Here is a 15,595-nt window from a genome sequence, read left to right on the forward strand (position 1 = left end):
GATGCTGACTGTTTCAGTGGCCGCCGTGTCCGCCCGGAGGGTGGAGCTTGAGCACTTCGGGAGGCATGACCACGAAGGGCCGCATCATGTGCATCTCGTGTTCGAGGATGTGGCAGTGATAGACGTAACGGCCGATCCGGTCAAACTGTCCCGCGACCGTGGCCAGCTCGACCCCCTGCACCCGCACGACGTCCTTCCAGCCTTGCTCGTGCCCTTCGAGCGGACCCTGGCGGAGGAACTTGATCGGCGTGGTGGTGCCGCGCACCTCCTCGCTCCAGCCGCTGCGGTCATAGACTGCCGGGGTGCGTCAGTCGGCGGCGGGGAGGCGGACGCGGAAGGTGGCTCCGGCGCCCGGAGCGGTGTCGACCTCCGCGCTGCCGCCGTGGGCCTGCGCGAGTGCGGCGACGATGGCCAGGCCGAGCCCGGTGCCGCCTTCCGCGCGGGAACGGGACCTGTCGGCGCGGTAGAAGCGCTCGAAAACCCGCTCGGCCTGCCGGAGCTCCAGGCCGGGTCCCTGGTCGGCGACCTCCAGCACGACCGCGGGGCCGCCGCCGTCCAGCCGGCCCTCCAGCAGCCGCACCTCGACGGCCGTGCCCGGAGGCGTGTGGCGCACGGCGTTGCTCAGCAGGTTGCCGATGACCTGCCGCAACCGCGACTCGTCCCCGATCACCAACGGGGCGTTCTCGCCCTCGACCGCCAACTCGATCTTCCTGTCCCCTTCCAGCAGCGCCGCCTCCTGCACGGCCTCGGCCGCCAGCGCCAGCAGGTCGATCCGATCGTTCCGCAGCGGCCTGCGCTGATCCAGGTTGGCCAGCAGCAGCAGGTCCTCCACCAGCAGGCTCATCCTGGCGGCCGCCGCGCTGATCCGCTCGACCAGCTCGTCCTCTCCGCGCTGGTGCCTGAACAGGTCGGCGAAGCCGCGAATGGCGGTCAGCGGGGTGCGCAACTCGTGTCCCGCGTCGGCGACGAAGCGCCGCATGTGCTGCTCGGAGGCGGCGCGGGCGCGGAATGCGCCCTCGATCTGCGCCAGCATGCCGTTCAGCGCGCCGGCCAGCCGCCCGACCTCGGTACGCGGGTCCTCACCTTCGACGCGCTGCGAGAGGTTTCCCGCGGCGATCACCTCGGCCGTGCGTTCGATCTGCTCCAGCGGGCGCAGGCTCCTCCTGACGACGATCACACCGGCCGTGGCGACGATGGCCACCACGGTGAGGGCCACGATGGCGTCGATCCACGCCATCTGCGCCACCGTCTCCTCGACGTGGGTGAGCGGCATGGCGACGACCAGGCTGCCGTCGAAGAGCACCCGCCAGCGGTCCACAGTGGACAGGCCGACGGGCAAGGGCTGGGGCAGGGCGGCCTCGATGCCCGGGTCGGCGTTCCTGGAACGCGCGACCACCTGACCTCCGGCGATCTTGAGCACGGAGACGTCGCTGGGCACGAACACCAGCAGCTGCCCGCCGGGCGTGGGGCGTTCGTCGCGCATGTCCCTGTACAGGGTCTCCGTCACCTGCTTGATCTGGTTGTCGACGCGGCCGAGGAGCTGCTCTCTGAGCACGAGCACGGCGGCCGTGCTGATCACTCCCACGGCCACCGAGACCAGCAGCACCACGGCTACGGTGAGCTTGACCCTGAGCGGTACGCCGCTCACCACGGGGGCCTGAGCACGTATCCGACGCCGCGCAGGGTGTGGATCAGCCGAGGCTCACGGAAGTCCACCTTCCTGCGCAACGCCGAGACGTACTTCTCCACGATGCCGTCGTCGCCGCGGAAGTCGTAGTGCCACACGTGGTCGAGGATCTGCGCCTTCGACAGCACCCTCCCGACGTTGAGCATGAAGTAGCGCAGCAGCTTGAACTCGGTCGGCGAGAGCTGGATGGGCTCGCCGTCCCGCCAGGTCTGGTGGCTCTCCTCATCGAGCTCGATGTCGGCGAAGGTCAGCCGGGGCGGCGGCGTGGCGGCGGCGTCGCGCGAGCGCCGCAGCACCGCCCTGATCCTGGCGATCACCTCGTCGATGCTGAACGGCTTCGTGACGTAGTCGTCGCCGCCCAAGGTCAGCCCTTTGATCCGATCCTCCACCGACTCCCTGGCGGTCAGGAACAGGACCGGGGTCCGGTCGCCGCCCGAGCGCAGCCGCCTGATGACCTCGAACCCGTCCAGGTCGGGAAGCATCACGTCGAGGATGATCAGTTCGGGCCGGTGCCGTATCGCCGTCTCGACCGCGCTCATCCCCCTCGCCAGGCTGAGCACCTCGAATCCTGAGAAGCGCAGGCTGGCGGAGAGCAGTTCGAGGATGTCCGGCTCATCCTCGATGACGAGCAGTCGCGCCTCCGGCCGCCTGGCGGTGTCGGCCACGCCCCACCTCCCCTTTCACGTCGTCTGCCGTCATCATCGTCGGTGAGGCTGACCGAAAGCTGAAGAGCCACCGACAGACGCATCAGGATTGCCCGTCGAGCAACTCCTCGACGAAACGGGTGGTGTGCTCGCCCGCGGCGAAGACGGGATGCGTGACCAGCCTGCGCAGCAGGGGAATCGTGGTGGCCACGCCCGGTCCCGACACGGTGAACTCCCCCAGCGCCCGATCGGCCCTGGCGATGGCCTCCGCCCTGGTGGGAGCCCAGACGATCAGCTTGGCCAGCAGGGAGTCGTAGTACGGGGGCACCGTGTCGCCGGGCGCGAACCCGGAGTCCACCCGCGTCCACGGCCCGCCCGGCACGTTGAAGACGTCCAGGCGGCCCGGGGTAGGCAGGGATCCCCTGTCGGGGTCCTCCGCGTTGACCCGACACTCGATCGCGGCGCCGGTCAGGCGCACGTCCTCCTGCTTGACGGCCAGCGGCAGCTCGGCCGCGATCCTGATCTGCTCGCGGATCAGGTCGATGCCGGTGAGCGCTTCGGTGACGGGGTGCTCGACCTGGATCCTGGCGTTCAGTTCCATGAAGGTCACCCGCCCCCGGTCGTCCACGAGGAACTCCATGGTGCCGGCCGGGGACAGAACGGGACTGATCGCCGGCAACGTCGAGGCGGCGCCCGCCTTGCGGGCAGCGGCCAGAACGACCGCGGCGACGTTGCGAGGAGTCCCCGACCTGCTGTGGGCGCTGTTGTTCGTGGCGATGCTCGGGCCGGGAGCCGCCACGGGATCGCTGGCCCTCGCCGTGCACGGGGCGGGCCTGCTGGCCAAGCTCTGCGCCGAGCAACTCGAAGCGGTGAGCCCCGCCCCCGTCGAAGCACTTCGCCTCACCGGATCCGGTCGCATGGCGACCACCGCCCTCGCCGTGGTGCCACAAGCCGCACCCGGCCTGGCCTCGCTGCTGCTCTACCAATGGGAGTGCAATCTGCGCACCTCAACCGTGCTCGGCTTCGTCGGCGCCGGAGGAATCGGGCAGGAACTGGCCATCTCGCTCCGGCTCTTCCGCTACGACGAGCTGTCGACCCTGGTCATCGCCGTCCTCGCGGTCATCCTCGTCGTCGACCTGGCCTCCCGTACGCTGAGACGCGGGCTGGGAGCGGCCGCATGAGACGGGTGAAGGAGATCGTGAGCACCACCGAACTGCTGCGCATCTGGGCCGAAGACCTGGCAGCATGGCGCGTTCCCGAGTCGATTCTCTCCAGCACCGTCGAGTCGCCCTGGGTCCTGCCCGAGGAGGTCTTCGCCCGCCGCGCCGACCGCTACCTGGCCGAGCCCGGCGGACCATCCTACGAGTGTGCGCTGGAGGCTCTCGGGCGCGGCGGCTCGGTGCTCGACCTGGGGGCAGGGGGCGGCGCGGCCAGCCTGCCCCTGGCCTCCCGCACCACGGCTCTGACCGCCGTGGACTCTCACCAGCCGCTCCTGGACGACCTGGTGCGCCGCGCCACGCCGCTGGGCCTGAGCCCGATGGTCATATGCGGCACCTGGCCCGAGGCCGCCGCGAAGGCTCCGAAGGCCGACGTGGTGCTCTGCCACCATGTGATCTACAACGTGGCCGACCTGGAGCCGTTCATCGCGGCGACCACCCGGCACGCCCGGCGCCGGGTGGTCGTAGAGATCACCGTTCGCCATCCGCTGGCGGATCTGAACCCGTACTGGAAGCAGTTCCATGGCCTGGACCGGCCGGAGGGCCCGACGGCCGAGCAGTTGATCGAGATTGTCGAAGCGCTCGGTCTGCACGTGAAGGCCGAGCGCTGGACCCGGCCGGCGATGGCCGAGTACGGCAGCTTCGCGACCCTTGTGGACGTCGCCCGCCGCCGCCTGTGCCTGCCGCCGGAGCGCCGGGACGACGTCGCCACAGCACTGTTGAACGCCGGCGTCGCTGAGGACTGCCCGCCCGACCTGGGCTCATCCGGCCGCGAGCTGGTCACGCTCTGGTGGCCCGGTGAGGCATAGATCGCTCCGACGGCGCCTCCGCGTTACGCGAAGCGTCGGCATCGTTCCGCCATCAGTCGATGACCTCGACGGTGACGTCTCCGCCTTCGAGGCGCTTGAGCTGTTCCAGCGGCGCGTGATAGGTGCCGATATGGACAGTCTGGTCGGAGTAACCGATCCCGGCGGTGTTGTAGTAGAAGCCGAGGTTGCCCCAGGGGATGAAATAGATCAGGTCGCCGTCCTTGGGGTCAGACCCTGGGGAACCGCTGTGCTCCAGCTCCCGCGGAAGGTAAGATCTTCTCTTTCCCCGCGAACTCCTCGAAGGTGAGCGTGAGCGGCAGCATGGACACGAAGTCACGGACAGCCGGGCTGTCCTGCCCGATCGTCACGTCGACCGAGGTCGCGCTCGACGAGAAGCGCACGACCGTTCCCACGACCTCGTCCGCCTCTCTCGTACCTGAGCGGGGAGATGCCGGCGGGGCCGTGGATGCCGTGGGCTGGTCGGATGCTGAGAGGGCGGCGTCCGGCTCGGGCGCGCCGCATGCCGTCAGGGCGAGCAACGCCAAGAGGCCGGCAGCGGTCACGGTGTCCTTCATTCGCATGGTTCCGTCCTTCCGATGGGCGGGGTCAGCGCGTCTCCAGTCCGGTGAGCTGCCGCCCGGGTACGGATTCCGGGATCACCGTAGGAGCGCCCCGGCGGGTCACGAGCGTCGTGTACGCCACCACTGCGAGGGCGGCCGAGACGACGGTGACGATGCCGAACGGCAGCATGGTGGCCGCGCCGGCGATGCCGACGAATGGGGCGGACGCTCCGCCGAACGCGAATCGCGCCATGCCGAGCAGCGATGACGCGGTGCCGGCCATCTGCGGGTAGTCGGCGAGGGCGAGTGTCGTCGCCGGTGGGGTCGTGACGGCGACGCCGCTGACCATGACCAGAAGCGACACGATCACCGCGGCCAGGGGCAGAGCCAAGAGCCCGGAGGCGAGGAGGCCGAGGGCGCCGAGCGCGCACATGGCGAGGCCGACGACGAGCGTGCCCGTCACGCTCCATCGTTCGCCGGCTCGGCCGGCGAGGTAGCCGAACACCATGAATCCGGCCGAGTTGAGGCCGAAGGCGAGCGCGTACTGCTGCGGGGACAGGCCGTAGATGCCCTGCAGCACGTACGTCGCCCCGCTGAGGTAGGCGAACAGGGCGGCGTTGACGAATCCCTGCACGAGCACGGCGCCGGTGAACACCTGGTTCGACAGCAGCGTGCGGAAGTCGCCTCCGGTCTGCGTGAACCCGCCCTTCGTGCGGCGGTGCGGTGGCAGGGTCTCACGGTAGGCGAGTGCGACGGCGGCGAGGATGACCGCGCCGATCGCGGCGAGGAACACGAACAGACCGCGCCAGTCGGTGACCGTGGCGAGCTGGCCGCCGAGGAGCGGCCCGATGATGGCGGCGAAGCCGCCGATCACGGTCATGCGGCCGTAGTAGCGGATGAGCGCCCCGCCGGAGTAGACGTCGCGCCCTGCTGCTTGCGCGATCACGATGCCGACGCCGCCGGCGAGCCCTTGCACGAGACGGGCGCCGATGAGCAGCTCGATGCTCGGGCTCAGCGCGCACAGCGCAGAGGTCGCGATGTAGGCGACGACGCCGATGTACAGGGGTCCGCGGCGGCCGAATCGGTCGGACAGCGGCCCGGCGATGAGCTGCCCGAGCGCCAGGCCGATGAGGCACGCGGTGACGGTCAGCTGCGCCATCGAGGTCGCCGCGTCCAGTTCGATCGTCAACGCCGGCAGCACGGGCAGGTAGAGGTCCATCGAGATGGGCCCGAACACGGTCAGTACGAGCAGCAGCGTCGGAAGCAGTCGCGTGACAGGGCTCGGCGAAAGTGAGGACGGATGTGGCACGACATCAGTGAATGCCGCCCAGCAGCGCTGTGGGAGTCTCTGCCGAAGGGTGTACTGCGAGGGAACTCCAGCTCATCGGACATCATGAGGCGGGCTCCAGGTGCTCGCGGAGAAACCGCAACGTGGACTGATGCAGCCGCGTGCGGTGCGGAACGGTGCTCCACCCGTGGTCTGCTCCGGGGACGACGTCCAGTTCAGCGTTGCCGCCGTAGTGGTCGAGATAACGGCGGGCGTAGGACAGCGGGGCGATGTCGTCCTTGTCGCCGTGGATGATGCGCACCGGCCCGGCATACGTACAGGATCGGCCATAGACATCGAGGCCGGCGATGTCGTCGGCGAGGGCGGGGCTCATCCGGTGGCTGTCGGCGTCGAAGTAGCCCTTATCCGTGATCTCGGCGGCGATGTCGCGGCCCTTGAGGTAGCCCGAGCCCACTTCGAAGGGGGCGACGGCGGCCGGCGACCACAGGCACGCAGCCCGGATTCCGGGTTCTTCGGCGGCCACGATGCCCGCCACGACGCCGCCCATGCTCATCCCGATCAGGGCGATCCGCCCGGGGTCGGCGAAGTCGAAGCTCCGGACGGTCCGCACGACCGATCGCGTCTCGGCTATTTCGTTGGTGATGGTGACGTCGAAGAAGTCGCCGTCGCTCTCCCCGTGTCCCGACAGGTCGAACCGGACCGACGCGATGCCGATGCTCTCCAGCAGTCGCGACATGAGGACGAACGAGCGGTTCTCCATACGGTTGTTGGAGAAACCATGCACGAACACCACCGTCGGCCGGCGGGCCGCGGCCGGAACCCCGGGGACGTGCACCGTGGAGCGCAGCGTCAGCCCCTCGTGCTGGAAATCGTGGTGGTGGATCATCAGGTCATCCCTTGATGGCGCCGGCGGTCATGCCTGCGACGATCTTGCGGTTGAAGAAGACGAAGGCCAGCAGCGGTGGAATGGTGATCAGGACGATGTCCGTGAACAGCAGGTTCCATTGGGTGCTGTACTGGCTCTGGAAGTTGTAGAGGGTGACCTGCACGGTGGCGTTGTCGTCGCCCGGGGTGAAGTACAGCGGGTTGACGAAGTCGTTGAAGACGGCCACCGACGTGGTGAGGATGACGGTGATGGTGACCGGCCGCAGCAGCGGGAAGATCACGCGGAAGAACAGGGCCGGCCCGCTGCAACCGTCGATCTGGGCGGCCTCGTCCAGTTCCCGCGGGATGGCCGCGATGAACGCCCGGAAGAGCAGCACCGCGTACGACAGGCCGAAGGCCACTTCGACGAGGATCAGCCCGGGCAGGGTCTTGAACAGGCCGAGCGTCTGCAGCAGCCAGATCGTGGGGACGATCGCGGGCGGGATGATCAGTCCGGACAGCACCAGGAAGTTGGCCACTTTGCCGATCGCCCCCGCGCGGCGCTGCAGCACGAACGCGGCCATCGCGGCGAAGATGACGATCAGTGCCACCGATGCGACGGTGAGGATGGTGGAGTTGACGAAAGCGCGCAGCAGCACGTAATCGCGGGCCTCCACGACCGCGATGACGTTCTCCACGATCCGCCACTCGCCCGGCCAGGCGAAGTCCAGATCCGCGGCCTGCGCTTGATCCTTGACCGCGGTCAGCAGCATGAACGAGAACGGCACCAGGAAGATCACAGTGGCCAGAACGAACGCGATCGTCTCCGCGCTGAGTTTCTTGAGCGCTCTCATACGGCGACCTGCCTCTTGCCCAGGACGTAGTTGAGCGGGAGCACGATAGCCGTGACGATGATGAACAGCAGCACGTTCCCGGCGGTGGACAGGCCGAAGAAGCCGGCCTGGTACTGCTTGTAGATGATCGAGGCGATGGTGTCGCTGGTGAAGCCGGGCCCGCCCCGGGTCATCGTCCAGATCAGGTCGAACGACCGCAGCCCGCCGATGAACGACAAGATGATCACCGAGTACGTCGCCGGCCAGCTCAGCGGCAGCGTGACGTGCCGGAACCGGTGCCAGGCGGTGCCTCCGTCGACCGCGACCGCCTGGTAGTAGTCACGGGGGATGGACATGATCCCGGCGATGTAGATGACGGTGGCCAGCCCCACGCCCTTCCACACGTCCACCGCCGCCACCGACAGCAGCGCCGTGTTCGCGTCGCCCAGCCAGTCGGGGCCGTCGATGCCGGCCAGCGCGAGGGCCTTGTTGACCAGGCCGGTGTCGGGCCGCAGCAGCGCGCTGAAGGTGATGCCGACGGCCACGGTGGACACGAGCACCGGGAAGAACACCACCGAGCGCAGGAAGCCGCGCAACCGTAGCCTGCTGGTGAGCAGCACGCCCAGCAGCAGCCCGAGCACCACCTTCAGCCCGCTGGTGACCACCGCGTAGACAATGGTGTTGGCGAAGCCGATGCGCAGGTTCTGCTCGGCGAGGAAGTCGCGGAAGTTGTCCAGCCCGACGAAGGTGCTGTCGAACAACGTCCAGCGGGTCAGCGCGAAGTAGAAGGCCGTGACCGTCGGCACCAGGAAGATCACCAGGTAGACGACGGCGGCCGGCAGGTACAGCGCATAGGGGTACGCCGATCTGTGCCTGGCCGCCGGGCGGGTGTGCCGTTGCCCTGGCGCCGCACCGGGCCCCATGCGGGGCCCGGTCTGCTGCTTGGTCACCACCCTGCCAGGCCCAACTGCTTGGCCTGCTTCTCCACGTCCTTGTCGTACTGGGCGGCGCCCTCGGCGGGCGGGGTCAGCCCGGAGCCGACGGCGACGGTGATCTGCTCCAGCGACGGCCCCTTGATGGGCGACAGGAACTCCAGAGCCGGCGACGTGGCGCCCTTGTCGATGTAGACCTGCAGGTCCTTGGCCACCTGGATGGCGTCGTCGGGCAGCTTGGATCCCTTGATCCGGTACGGCCCGGACGGCCGCACGGCCGCGGTGACGGCCTCGGTGCCCGCCGGGGAGGCCACGAAGGCCAGGAACTTCTTCGCCGCGTCCAGGTGCTCGGTGGTCTTGGCGATGTAGATGGCGGGAGGCTCCCAGACGGTGGCGCCGTGCTTGGCCGGGTCGCTGCTTGGGACGCCGAGGAAGCCGACATCGGTCGCCGTCTGCGGATAGGTCGCCAGCAGGGGCGGCAGCAGCCCGCTGAGCATCGCGTAGTGCGCGCCCTTGCCCTCGACCAGCATCTTCAGACCCTGGTCGAGGGTGGCCGAGCCGAAGCCTTTGCTGAGGTAGTCCTTGGCGTGCACGTCGGCGAGGTGCTGGAACCCTCCCTGCGCGGCCGGTGTGGTGGCGTACTTGACCTTGCCGGCGGTGTAGTCCTGGGCGAAGCTCGGCACCGCGGCCTGGACGTTGTAGAAGTCGGCGAGCACGAACAGCTGGGACGTCCAGGTGTCCTTGAACGTGCTGATCACCGGGGCGATCCCGGCCGCTTTGATCTTTTCGTTGTTGGCCATGAACGCGTCCCAGGTCTTGGGGACCTCCAGGCCGAGCTTGTCGTAGACCTTGCGGTTGTAGAGGATGCCACCGCCGGTCAGCGTGGTGGCCGGGACGCCGTAGACCTTGCCGCCCTGTGTCACCACGGGCAGGTAGTCCTGCTGGACGTTGGTCAGGACGGGGTCGCCGGTGAGATCGACGAGGGTCTGGGCCGGATTGAGCGCCTGCAGCAGTGAGCCGGAGTTGTACCAGAACACGTCTGTCATCTCGCCGGTGGACAGGCGGGTCTTGACGATGTTGTCGCCTTCGCTGCCTCCCGGCTGGTGCTCCATGTCGATCTTGATGCTGGGGTTGGCCTTCATGAAGGCGTTCGCCAGCGCCTTGGACGTGTCCACGGTCGACTGGTCGCTGCCGGTCATGAAGGACAGGGTGACGGTGCCGTCGGCGGCGGGCTCCGAACTGGAGCCGCAGGAGGTCAGGGCCGTCATCGCGAGAACGGCCACAGCCGTCGCGATCGTGCGGTGGGAGGTCTTCACACACCCCTCCAGGGCTGTTGAATCGTTTTAACCGGCTCCCCGATGCGGTTAACGTAGGCGTTACGTGGAGGAGTGTCAAGACATGTTTTGGGTAACGGTACCCGGCCTTTTCCCAGGTTACATCGCTGCACTCAAGATTTTCTATGTAACGTTTCTCCAGCTTGGCAGGATCCGCCCGGGCGGCGACCGGTGCGCGACGTGGGGCTCAGCAGTGTGCAGCGGTGGTCAGCTTCGGGCCCCGGACTGTGCGAGGGACCTCCTCGCCTGGAGTGCGGTGAGCCCGTACCGTCAGTCGGTCGATGCCGCATGCAGAGCGGCATCCGTCTCCTGCGACGCCGCCCAGGACGCGAGCAGGCGCAGCGCCTCCTCGGAGGGCGAGCCGGGCTCGGCGGCGTAGATGGTGAGGGTCAGGCCGGGCTCCGCGGCCATCTCCAGGCCCTCGTAGGCGAGGGTGAGGTCTCCGACGATGCGGTGGTGGAAGGTCTTCGTGCCGGTGCCGTGGTGTCGGACGTTGTGGGCGCCCCACCGTCTGCGGAAGTCGTCACTGCGTGTCGAGAGCTCGCCGACCAGATCGTGGAGTTCCTTGTCGTACGGGTTGCGGCCGGCTTCGGTGCGGAGGATGGCGACGCAGGTGTCGGCGAAAAGGTCCCAGTCCGGATAGAACCGGTGGGCGTTCTGGTCGAGGAAGGTGAACCGGGCAAGATTTGCGGGCCGTTGCGGATCGGCGTAGACATCGGCGTAGAAAGCTCGCGCGAGCCGGTTGGCGGCCAGCAGATCCATCCGGCCGTTGCGGACGAAGGCAGGCCCTTCGGTGACCGCGTCGAGGGTCCACTGCAGGCTCGGGCGTGGGGACCAGGGCTTTGCCGCACGTCGCCGGGGTCGCACGATCGCGTTCGTCCCCTCCGCGGCTTGCGCCAGATTGAACAAGTGCGCCCGCTCGGCGTCATCGAGCCGAAGCGCGCGGGCGATGGCTTCCAGCACGCTGGCTGACGCTCCGGCGAGGGCGCCTCGTTCGAGTTTCGAGTAATACTCGATGCTCACGCCGGCGAGATCGGCGACCTCGCTCCGGCGCAGTCCCGGGACCCGGCGATTGCGTCCGGAGGGCAGTCCGGCCTGCTCCGGCGTGATCTTGGCTCGCCGCGAGACGAGGAACTCGCGGACCTCCTTGCGATTGTCCACATTTCGACCGTACGCTCCGCGGCCCCTCGTGTGGGATGCCCTGCCAGTACACCTTTTATCAAGAACTCCCTGGTCATGGGCGATCGAGGTTTCCTGGTCCCCTGTGTCGTCGGCTGCCACGTCGCCACCGCCACCCTGTGAGCGGAGGCGCACCGACCACCGTTCCCAGGCGAAGAGGTCAAGGCGGCTCTCGGCAGCACGGTGGAGACGTCCCAAGGCGACGCTCGCTCAGGGGTGCTCTGTCAGTACGTGTCTCAACAGGCCCTCCCACAGGCCGTTGACCAGCGGTTTCATGGAGAGTGGGCGAGGGAGCTGGTCAGCATTGCCGTCTCTCCCGCCGGCTGCTCGACACGGACATGGCCCCCGCGGGGCACGCCGGCGAGTGAGAGCACCGATCCTTCGCGCGGAATCGAGAGGGTGCATATGTCTTCCGAACCCCCGGACTCCCATGTTCCGCCCGAGGCGGACTCTGCGTCGACGTTGTCTCGGCGGACGTTCATCTCGACGGCCACCGCCGCTGGAGGTGCGGCCGCGTCGGGCGGTCTGCTCCCAGGGCTGTCTCCGCTGGGCATAGAGCCGGCGGAGGCGGCGGCCGCGGCGCCGGTCAGCGGACGTGTCTCGCTGGCGGTCAACGGCGAGCGGCACACCGTGACGGTCGACAACCGGACCTCGCTGCTGGATCTGCTGCGCGAGCAGCTCGGCCTGACGGGCACCAAGAAGGGCTGCGACGCCGGCGCCTGCGGGGCCTGCACCGTCCTGGTCGACGACCGCCGCGTCAACGCCTGCCTGACGCTGGCGGTGCGGTTGGAGGGCGCCGAGGTCACCACCATCGAAGGGCTCGCCCCGGGCGCGGACGACGAGCTGCACCCGCTGCAGCAGTCGTTCATCGAACAGGACGCCTTCCAGTGCGGCTACTGCACCCCCGGGCAGATCATGTCCGGCGTCGGCTGCATCCGTGAGGGCCACACCGGCTCCCGGGAGGAGATCCGGGAGTGGATGAGCGGCAACATCTGCCGCTGCGGCTGCTATGTCAAGATCGTCAACGCGGTCGCGCAGGCCGCACGCAAGGGGAGTGCCTGACATGTATCCCTTCGCCTACACCAAGCCCGCCGACACCCGCGCCGCGCTCGCCGCCGGGGCGCGCGGCGGCCGCTACATCGCCGGCGGCACGACGCTGGTCGACCTGATGCGCGAGACGGTGGAGCGTCCCGGCACGCTGGTCGACATCAGCGGCCTGCCGCTGCGGGACGTGCAGGCCGCGGCGCGCGGCGGGCTGCGGATCGGCGCGCTGGCACGCATGTCCGATGTCGCCGCGCACCCACGGGTGCGCACCGCCTACCCGGTCGTCTCGCAGGCGCTGGAGCTGAGCGCGTCGGCACAGTTGCGGAACATGGCCACCATCGGGGGCAACATCATGCAGCGCACCCGCTGCACCTATTTCCGCGACGTCACCGCCGCCTGCAACAAGCGGCAACGCGGTTCGGGGTGTGCCGCTCTGGAGGGCTACAACCGCTCGCACGCGATCCTGGGCACGTCGGAGGCGTGTGTGGCGACCCATCCGTCCGATCTGGCCGTGGCGTTGGCGGCGTTGGACGCGACCGTGCACCTGCTGGGCCCGGACGGGGAGCGCAGCCTCGCCCTGGCGGAGTTCCTGCTGCCGCCGGGCGACACCCCCGACCGCGAGCACGACCTGCGGCCGGGCGAGCTGATCACCGGGGTGGAGATCCCGCCGCATCCGCAATCCTTGCGATCGGGGTACCTGAAGGTCCGCGACCGGCAGTCGTATGAGTTCGCGCTCACCTCCGCGGCGGTCGTCCTGAACATCACCGGCGATGTCATCCGCGACGCCCGGGTCGCCGCCGGCGGTGTGGGCACGGTGCCGTGGCGGCTGACGGCGGTGGAGCGGCGGCTGGCCGGCGCCCGTCCTTCGGACCAGCTGTGGGCGCAGGCCGCGGCGGTCGCGGCGGACGGCGCCCGCGCGCTCCGCCACAACGGATTCAAGGCGGAGCTGCTCAAACGCACCGTCGAACGTCAACTGCGCGCTGTGGGAGGCACACGATGACACGGCCTGCGGCGGGCACGCCGCTGTCCCGGGTGGACGGACGACTCAAGGTGACCGGCCAGGCCACGTACGCGGCCGAGCATGACGTACGCGGCGTCGTTCACGGCGTGATCGTCACCAGCACCGTCGGCCGGGGGCGGATCACCGGGATCGACACCAGGGCCGCCGTCGAGCAGCCCGGTGTGCTCAAGGTGATCAGCCATCTGAACGCGCCGAAACTGCCCTACCGGCCTTTCCGCGGCGTGCCCGACCCTGCCCGGGGGGAGCGGCTGCGGGTCTTCCAGGACGACCGGGTCCGCTTCTTCGGCCAGCCGGTCGCGGTCGTGGTGGCCGAGACGTTGGAGATCGCCCAGCACGCGGCGAGCCTGGTGAAGGTCGGCTACGACGGCGAGCGGCCGGCGACGGACATGGCCTCCCCGGCCGGCTCGCCCAACCAGCCCGAGAACTACCAGCGGGGCAACGTCGATCAGGCGCTGGGGCGGGCGCACGCCCGTCTGGAGCAGACCTACCGGCTCAACCGTGAGCACCACAATCCGATGGAGCCGCACGCCACCATCGCCCGCTGGGACGGCGACCGGCTCACCGTGTGGGACAAGACCCAGATCGTCCTCAACACCCGGGCCGACCTGGCCACCGTGTTCGGCATCCCGGAGGAGTCGGTCCGGGTCGTCTCGCCGTTCGTCGGCGGCGCGTTCGGCAGCGCCCTGCGGGCCTGGCCGCACGTCGCCATCGCCGCACTGGCCGCCCGCGAGGCGCGCCGCCCGGTGAAGGTGGTGCTGACACGCAAGCAGATGTACTCCGGCACGGGCTTTCGCCCCGTGACCGAATACAAGCTCACCCTCGGCGCCGACCAGCGCGGCCGGCTCACCGCGGCCGTGCACGACATACGCGCCGAGACCTCCGTCTACGAGGACTACCGGGAGGCGCTGACCGTTCAGGGGCAGATGGTGTACGCCACGCCCAACGTCCGCCAGACCTACCGGTCGATACCACTGGACGTCAACACACCGACCTGGATGCGCGGCCCCGGGGCCGCCACCGCCGCGTACGCCATCGAATGCGCGATGGACGAGCTCGCCTACGAGCTGGGCATGGATCCGATCGAGCTACGCCTGCGCAACGAACCCGACCGGGATCCTGGCACGGGAGTGCCGTTCTCCACCCGGCGGCTGCGCGAGTGCTTCGGCATCGGCTCCCGCACCGTCGGCTGGGACGAACGCAACCCCCGGCCGCGCTCGGCCCACGACGGGAACTGGCTGATCGGCACCGGCGTCGCCGTGGCCACCTACCACACGCAGCGCGCCCCGGCCCAGGCCCTGGCCAGACTCGACGCCGACGGCACCGCGATCGTCCAGTGCGCGACCTCCGACATGGGGCCGGGCACCTACACCTCCATGACCCAGGTCGCCGCCGACGCCCTCGGCCTCCCGATACCCAGGGTGCGGTTCCAGCTCGGCGACTCGACCATGCCGCCCGCCCCGCCCCACGGCGGTTCCATGACCATGGCCAGCGTCGGCTCCGCCGTCCAGGACACCTGCGACAAGCTCCGCCGGCAGGCCATCCGGCTCGCCGTCGAGGACCCTGGTTCCCCTCTGCACGGGATTCCGGCCGACGACGTCGTCGTCCAGAACGGCCGGCTGCACCTGCGCGACAACCCTGGACGCGGCGAGACCTACCGGCAACTGCTGGCCCGCACCAACCGCCCCCACCTGGAGGTGCGCGGCGGCTACACCCCCGGCGACGAGGTGGAACGGTTCTCCACGCACGCCTACGGCGCGGTGTTCGCCCAGGTCGCCGTCGACGAACGCCTCGGCCTGGTACGCATCCGGCGGGTGCTCGGCGTGTACGACGCGGGCCGCATCATCAACCCCAAGCTCGCCGAGAGCCAGGCGATCGGCGGCATGGTCGGCGGCATCGGCATGGCCCTGCTGGAGCACACCGTCACCGACCCACGCGACGGCCGCATCGTCAACGCGAACATGGCCGACTACCTCGTCCCCGTCAACGCCGACGTCCCCGACGTCAGCGCCATCTATCTCAACGGCGACGACCGCACCGCCGACCCCATCGGCGTCAAGGGCCTGGGCGAGGTGGTGATCGTCGGCGTGGCGCCCGCCATCGCCAACGCCGTCTTCCACGCCACCGGGCGCCGCGTCCGCGAACTCCCCATCACCGCCGAAGCCCTGCTCTGAACACTGGATGGC

The 15,595-nt window shown here is 69.3% G+C and carries 15 protein-coding genes and 2 pseudogenes; 6 read left to right on the plus strand and 11 right to left on the minus strand.

Features of this window, described 5'->3' with window-relative positions; genetic code table 11:
* Nucleotides 1–13 precede the first annotated feature (13 nt).
* From EDD27_RS26095 to EDD27_RS55790, 4 genes are all read right to left on the minus strand, one after another.
* Complete coding sequence (locus EDD27_RS26095) at nt 14–265, minus strand: multicopper oxidase domain-containing protein (protein WP_127934725.1); 252 nt, start codon at nt 263–265, stop codon at nt 14–16.
* Nucleotides 266–307: 42 nt separating this feature from the next.
* Entirely contained in the window at nt 308–1,648 is a 1,341-nt protein-coding gene (locus tag EDD27_RS26100; protein WP_127934726.1) for a sensor histidine kinase, read from the minus strand.
* Entirely contained in the window at nt 1,645–2,352 is a 708-nt protein-coding gene (locus tag EDD27_RS26105) for a response regulator transcription factor (protein ID WP_127934727.1), read from the minus strand. The genes EDD27_RS26100 and EDD27_RS26105 overlap by 4 nt, the downstream gene beginning before the upstream one ends.
* Nucleotides 2,353–2,434: 82 nt before the next feature.
* Nucleotides 2,435–2,959, minus strand: coding sequence for an ATP-binding protein (locus EDD27_RS55790; protein ID WP_206641656.1), 525 nt, complete (start codon nt 2,957–2,959; stop codon nt 2,435–2,437).
* A 10-nt stretch (nt 2,960–2,969) separates the two neighbouring features.
* On the opposite strand from EDD27_RS55790, the gene EDD27_RS55795 reads away from it, so the two are divergent.
* Nucleotides 2,970–3,512 (plus strand): PhnE/PtxC family ABC transporter permease, encoded by a 543-nt coding sequence (locus tag EDD27_RS55795; protein WP_206641657.1) that lies wholly within the window; start codon nt 2,970–2,972, stop codon nt 3,510–3,512.
* Complete coding sequence (locus EDD27_RS26120; RefSeq protein ID WP_127934730.1) at nt 3,509–4,357, plus strand: class I SAM-dependent methyltransferase; 849 nt, start codon at nt 3,509–3,511, stop codon at nt 4,355–4,357. The genes EDD27_RS55795 and EDD27_RS26120 overlap by 4 nt, the downstream gene beginning before the upstream one ends.
* Nucleotides 4,358–4,409: 52 nt before the next feature.
* On the opposite strand, the pseudogene EDD27_RS58390 reads toward EDD27_RS26120, so the two are convergent.
* From EDD27_RS58390 to EDD27_RS26155, 7 genes and pseudogenes are all read right to left on the minus strand, one after another.
* A pseudogene (locus EDD27_RS58390) lies at nt 4,410–4,938 on the minus strand (cyclophilin-like fold protein).
* A 25-nt stretch (nt 4,939–4,963) separates the two neighbouring features.
* Nucleotides 4,964–6,226, minus strand: coding sequence for a multidrug effflux MFS transporter (locus EDD27_RS26130; RefSeq protein WP_241564254.1), 1,263 nt, complete (start codon nt 6,224–6,226; stop codon nt 4,964–4,966).
* Between the two features lie 82 nt (nt 6,227–6,308).
* On the minus strand, nt 6,309–7,091 hold the full coding sequence (locus EDD27_RS26135; RefSeq protein ID WP_127934731.1) for an alpha/beta hydrolase family protein: 783 nt from the start codon (nt 7,089–7,091) through the stop codon (nt 6,309–6,311).
* A gap of 4 nt (nt 7,092–7,095) precedes the next feature.
* Nucleotides 7,096–7,923: a carbohydrate ABC transporter permease gene (locus tag EDD27_RS26140; RefSeq protein ID WP_127934732.1), complete on the minus strand. Its 828-nt coding sequence runs from the start codon at nt 7,921–7,923 to the stop codon at nt 7,096–7,098.
* Nucleotides 7,920–8,852 carry a carbohydrate ABC transporter permease gene (locus EDD27_RS26145; RefSeq protein ID WP_206641658.1) on the minus strand — a complete coding sequence of 311 codons (933 nt, stop codon included), beginning with the start codon at nt 8,850–8,852 and terminating at the stop codon, nt 7,920–7,922. Before EDD27_RS26145 ends, EDD27_RS26140 begins: the two co-directional genes overlap by 4 nt.
* Nucleotides 8,849–10,150, minus strand: a complete 1,302-nt coding sequence (locus tag EDD27_RS26150) for an ABC transporter substrate-binding protein (RefSeq protein WP_206641659.1) — start codon at nt 10,148–10,150, stop codon at nt 8,849–8,851. Before EDD27_RS26150 ends, EDD27_RS26145 begins: the two co-directional genes overlap by 4 nt.
* A gap of 288 nt (nt 10,151–10,438) precedes the next feature.
* A complete protein-coding gene (locus EDD27_RS26155) occupies nt 10,439–11,329 on the minus strand; it encodes a helix-turn-helix domain-containing protein (protein ID WP_127934733.1) in 891 nt (296 codons plus the stop codon).
* Nucleotides 11,330–11,752: 423 nt separating this feature from the next.
* Here EDD27_RS26155 and EDD27_RS56915 point away from each other — a divergent pair.
* The 4 genes and pseudogenes from EDD27_RS56915 to EDD27_RS26170 all read left to right on the plus strand — a co-directional run.
* Nucleotides 11,753–11,878, plus strand: a pseudogene (locus EDD27_RS56915) (twin-arginine translocation signal domain-containing protein); the annotation flags it as partial.
* A gap of 15 nt (nt 11,879–11,893) precedes the next feature.
* A complete protein-coding gene (locus tag EDD27_RS26160; RefSeq protein ID WP_241564848.1) occupies nt 11,894–12,409 on the plus strand; it encodes a (2Fe-2S)-binding protein in 516 nt (171 codons plus the stop codon).
* Between the two features lies 1 nt (nt 12,410).
* Nucleotides 12,411–13,391 carry an FAD binding domain-containing protein gene (locus tag EDD27_RS26165; protein WP_127934735.1) on the plus strand — a complete coding sequence of 327 codons (981 nt, stop codon included), beginning with the start codon at nt 12,411–12,413 and terminating at the stop codon, nt 13,389–13,391.
* Entirely contained in the window at nt 13,388–15,583 is a 2,196-nt protein-coding gene (locus EDD27_RS26170) for a xanthine dehydrogenase family protein molybdopterin-binding subunit (protein ID WP_127934736.1), read from the plus strand. The genes EDD27_RS26165 and EDD27_RS26170 overlap by 4 nt, the downstream gene beginning before the upstream one ends.
* Nucleotides 15,584–15,595: the final 12 nt, after the last annotated feature.

The organism is Nonomuraea polychroma (assembly GCF_004011505.1).
Lineage (GTDB): Bacteria > Actinomycetota > Actinomycetes > Streptosporangiales > Streptosporangiaceae > Nonomuraea > Nonomuraea polychroma.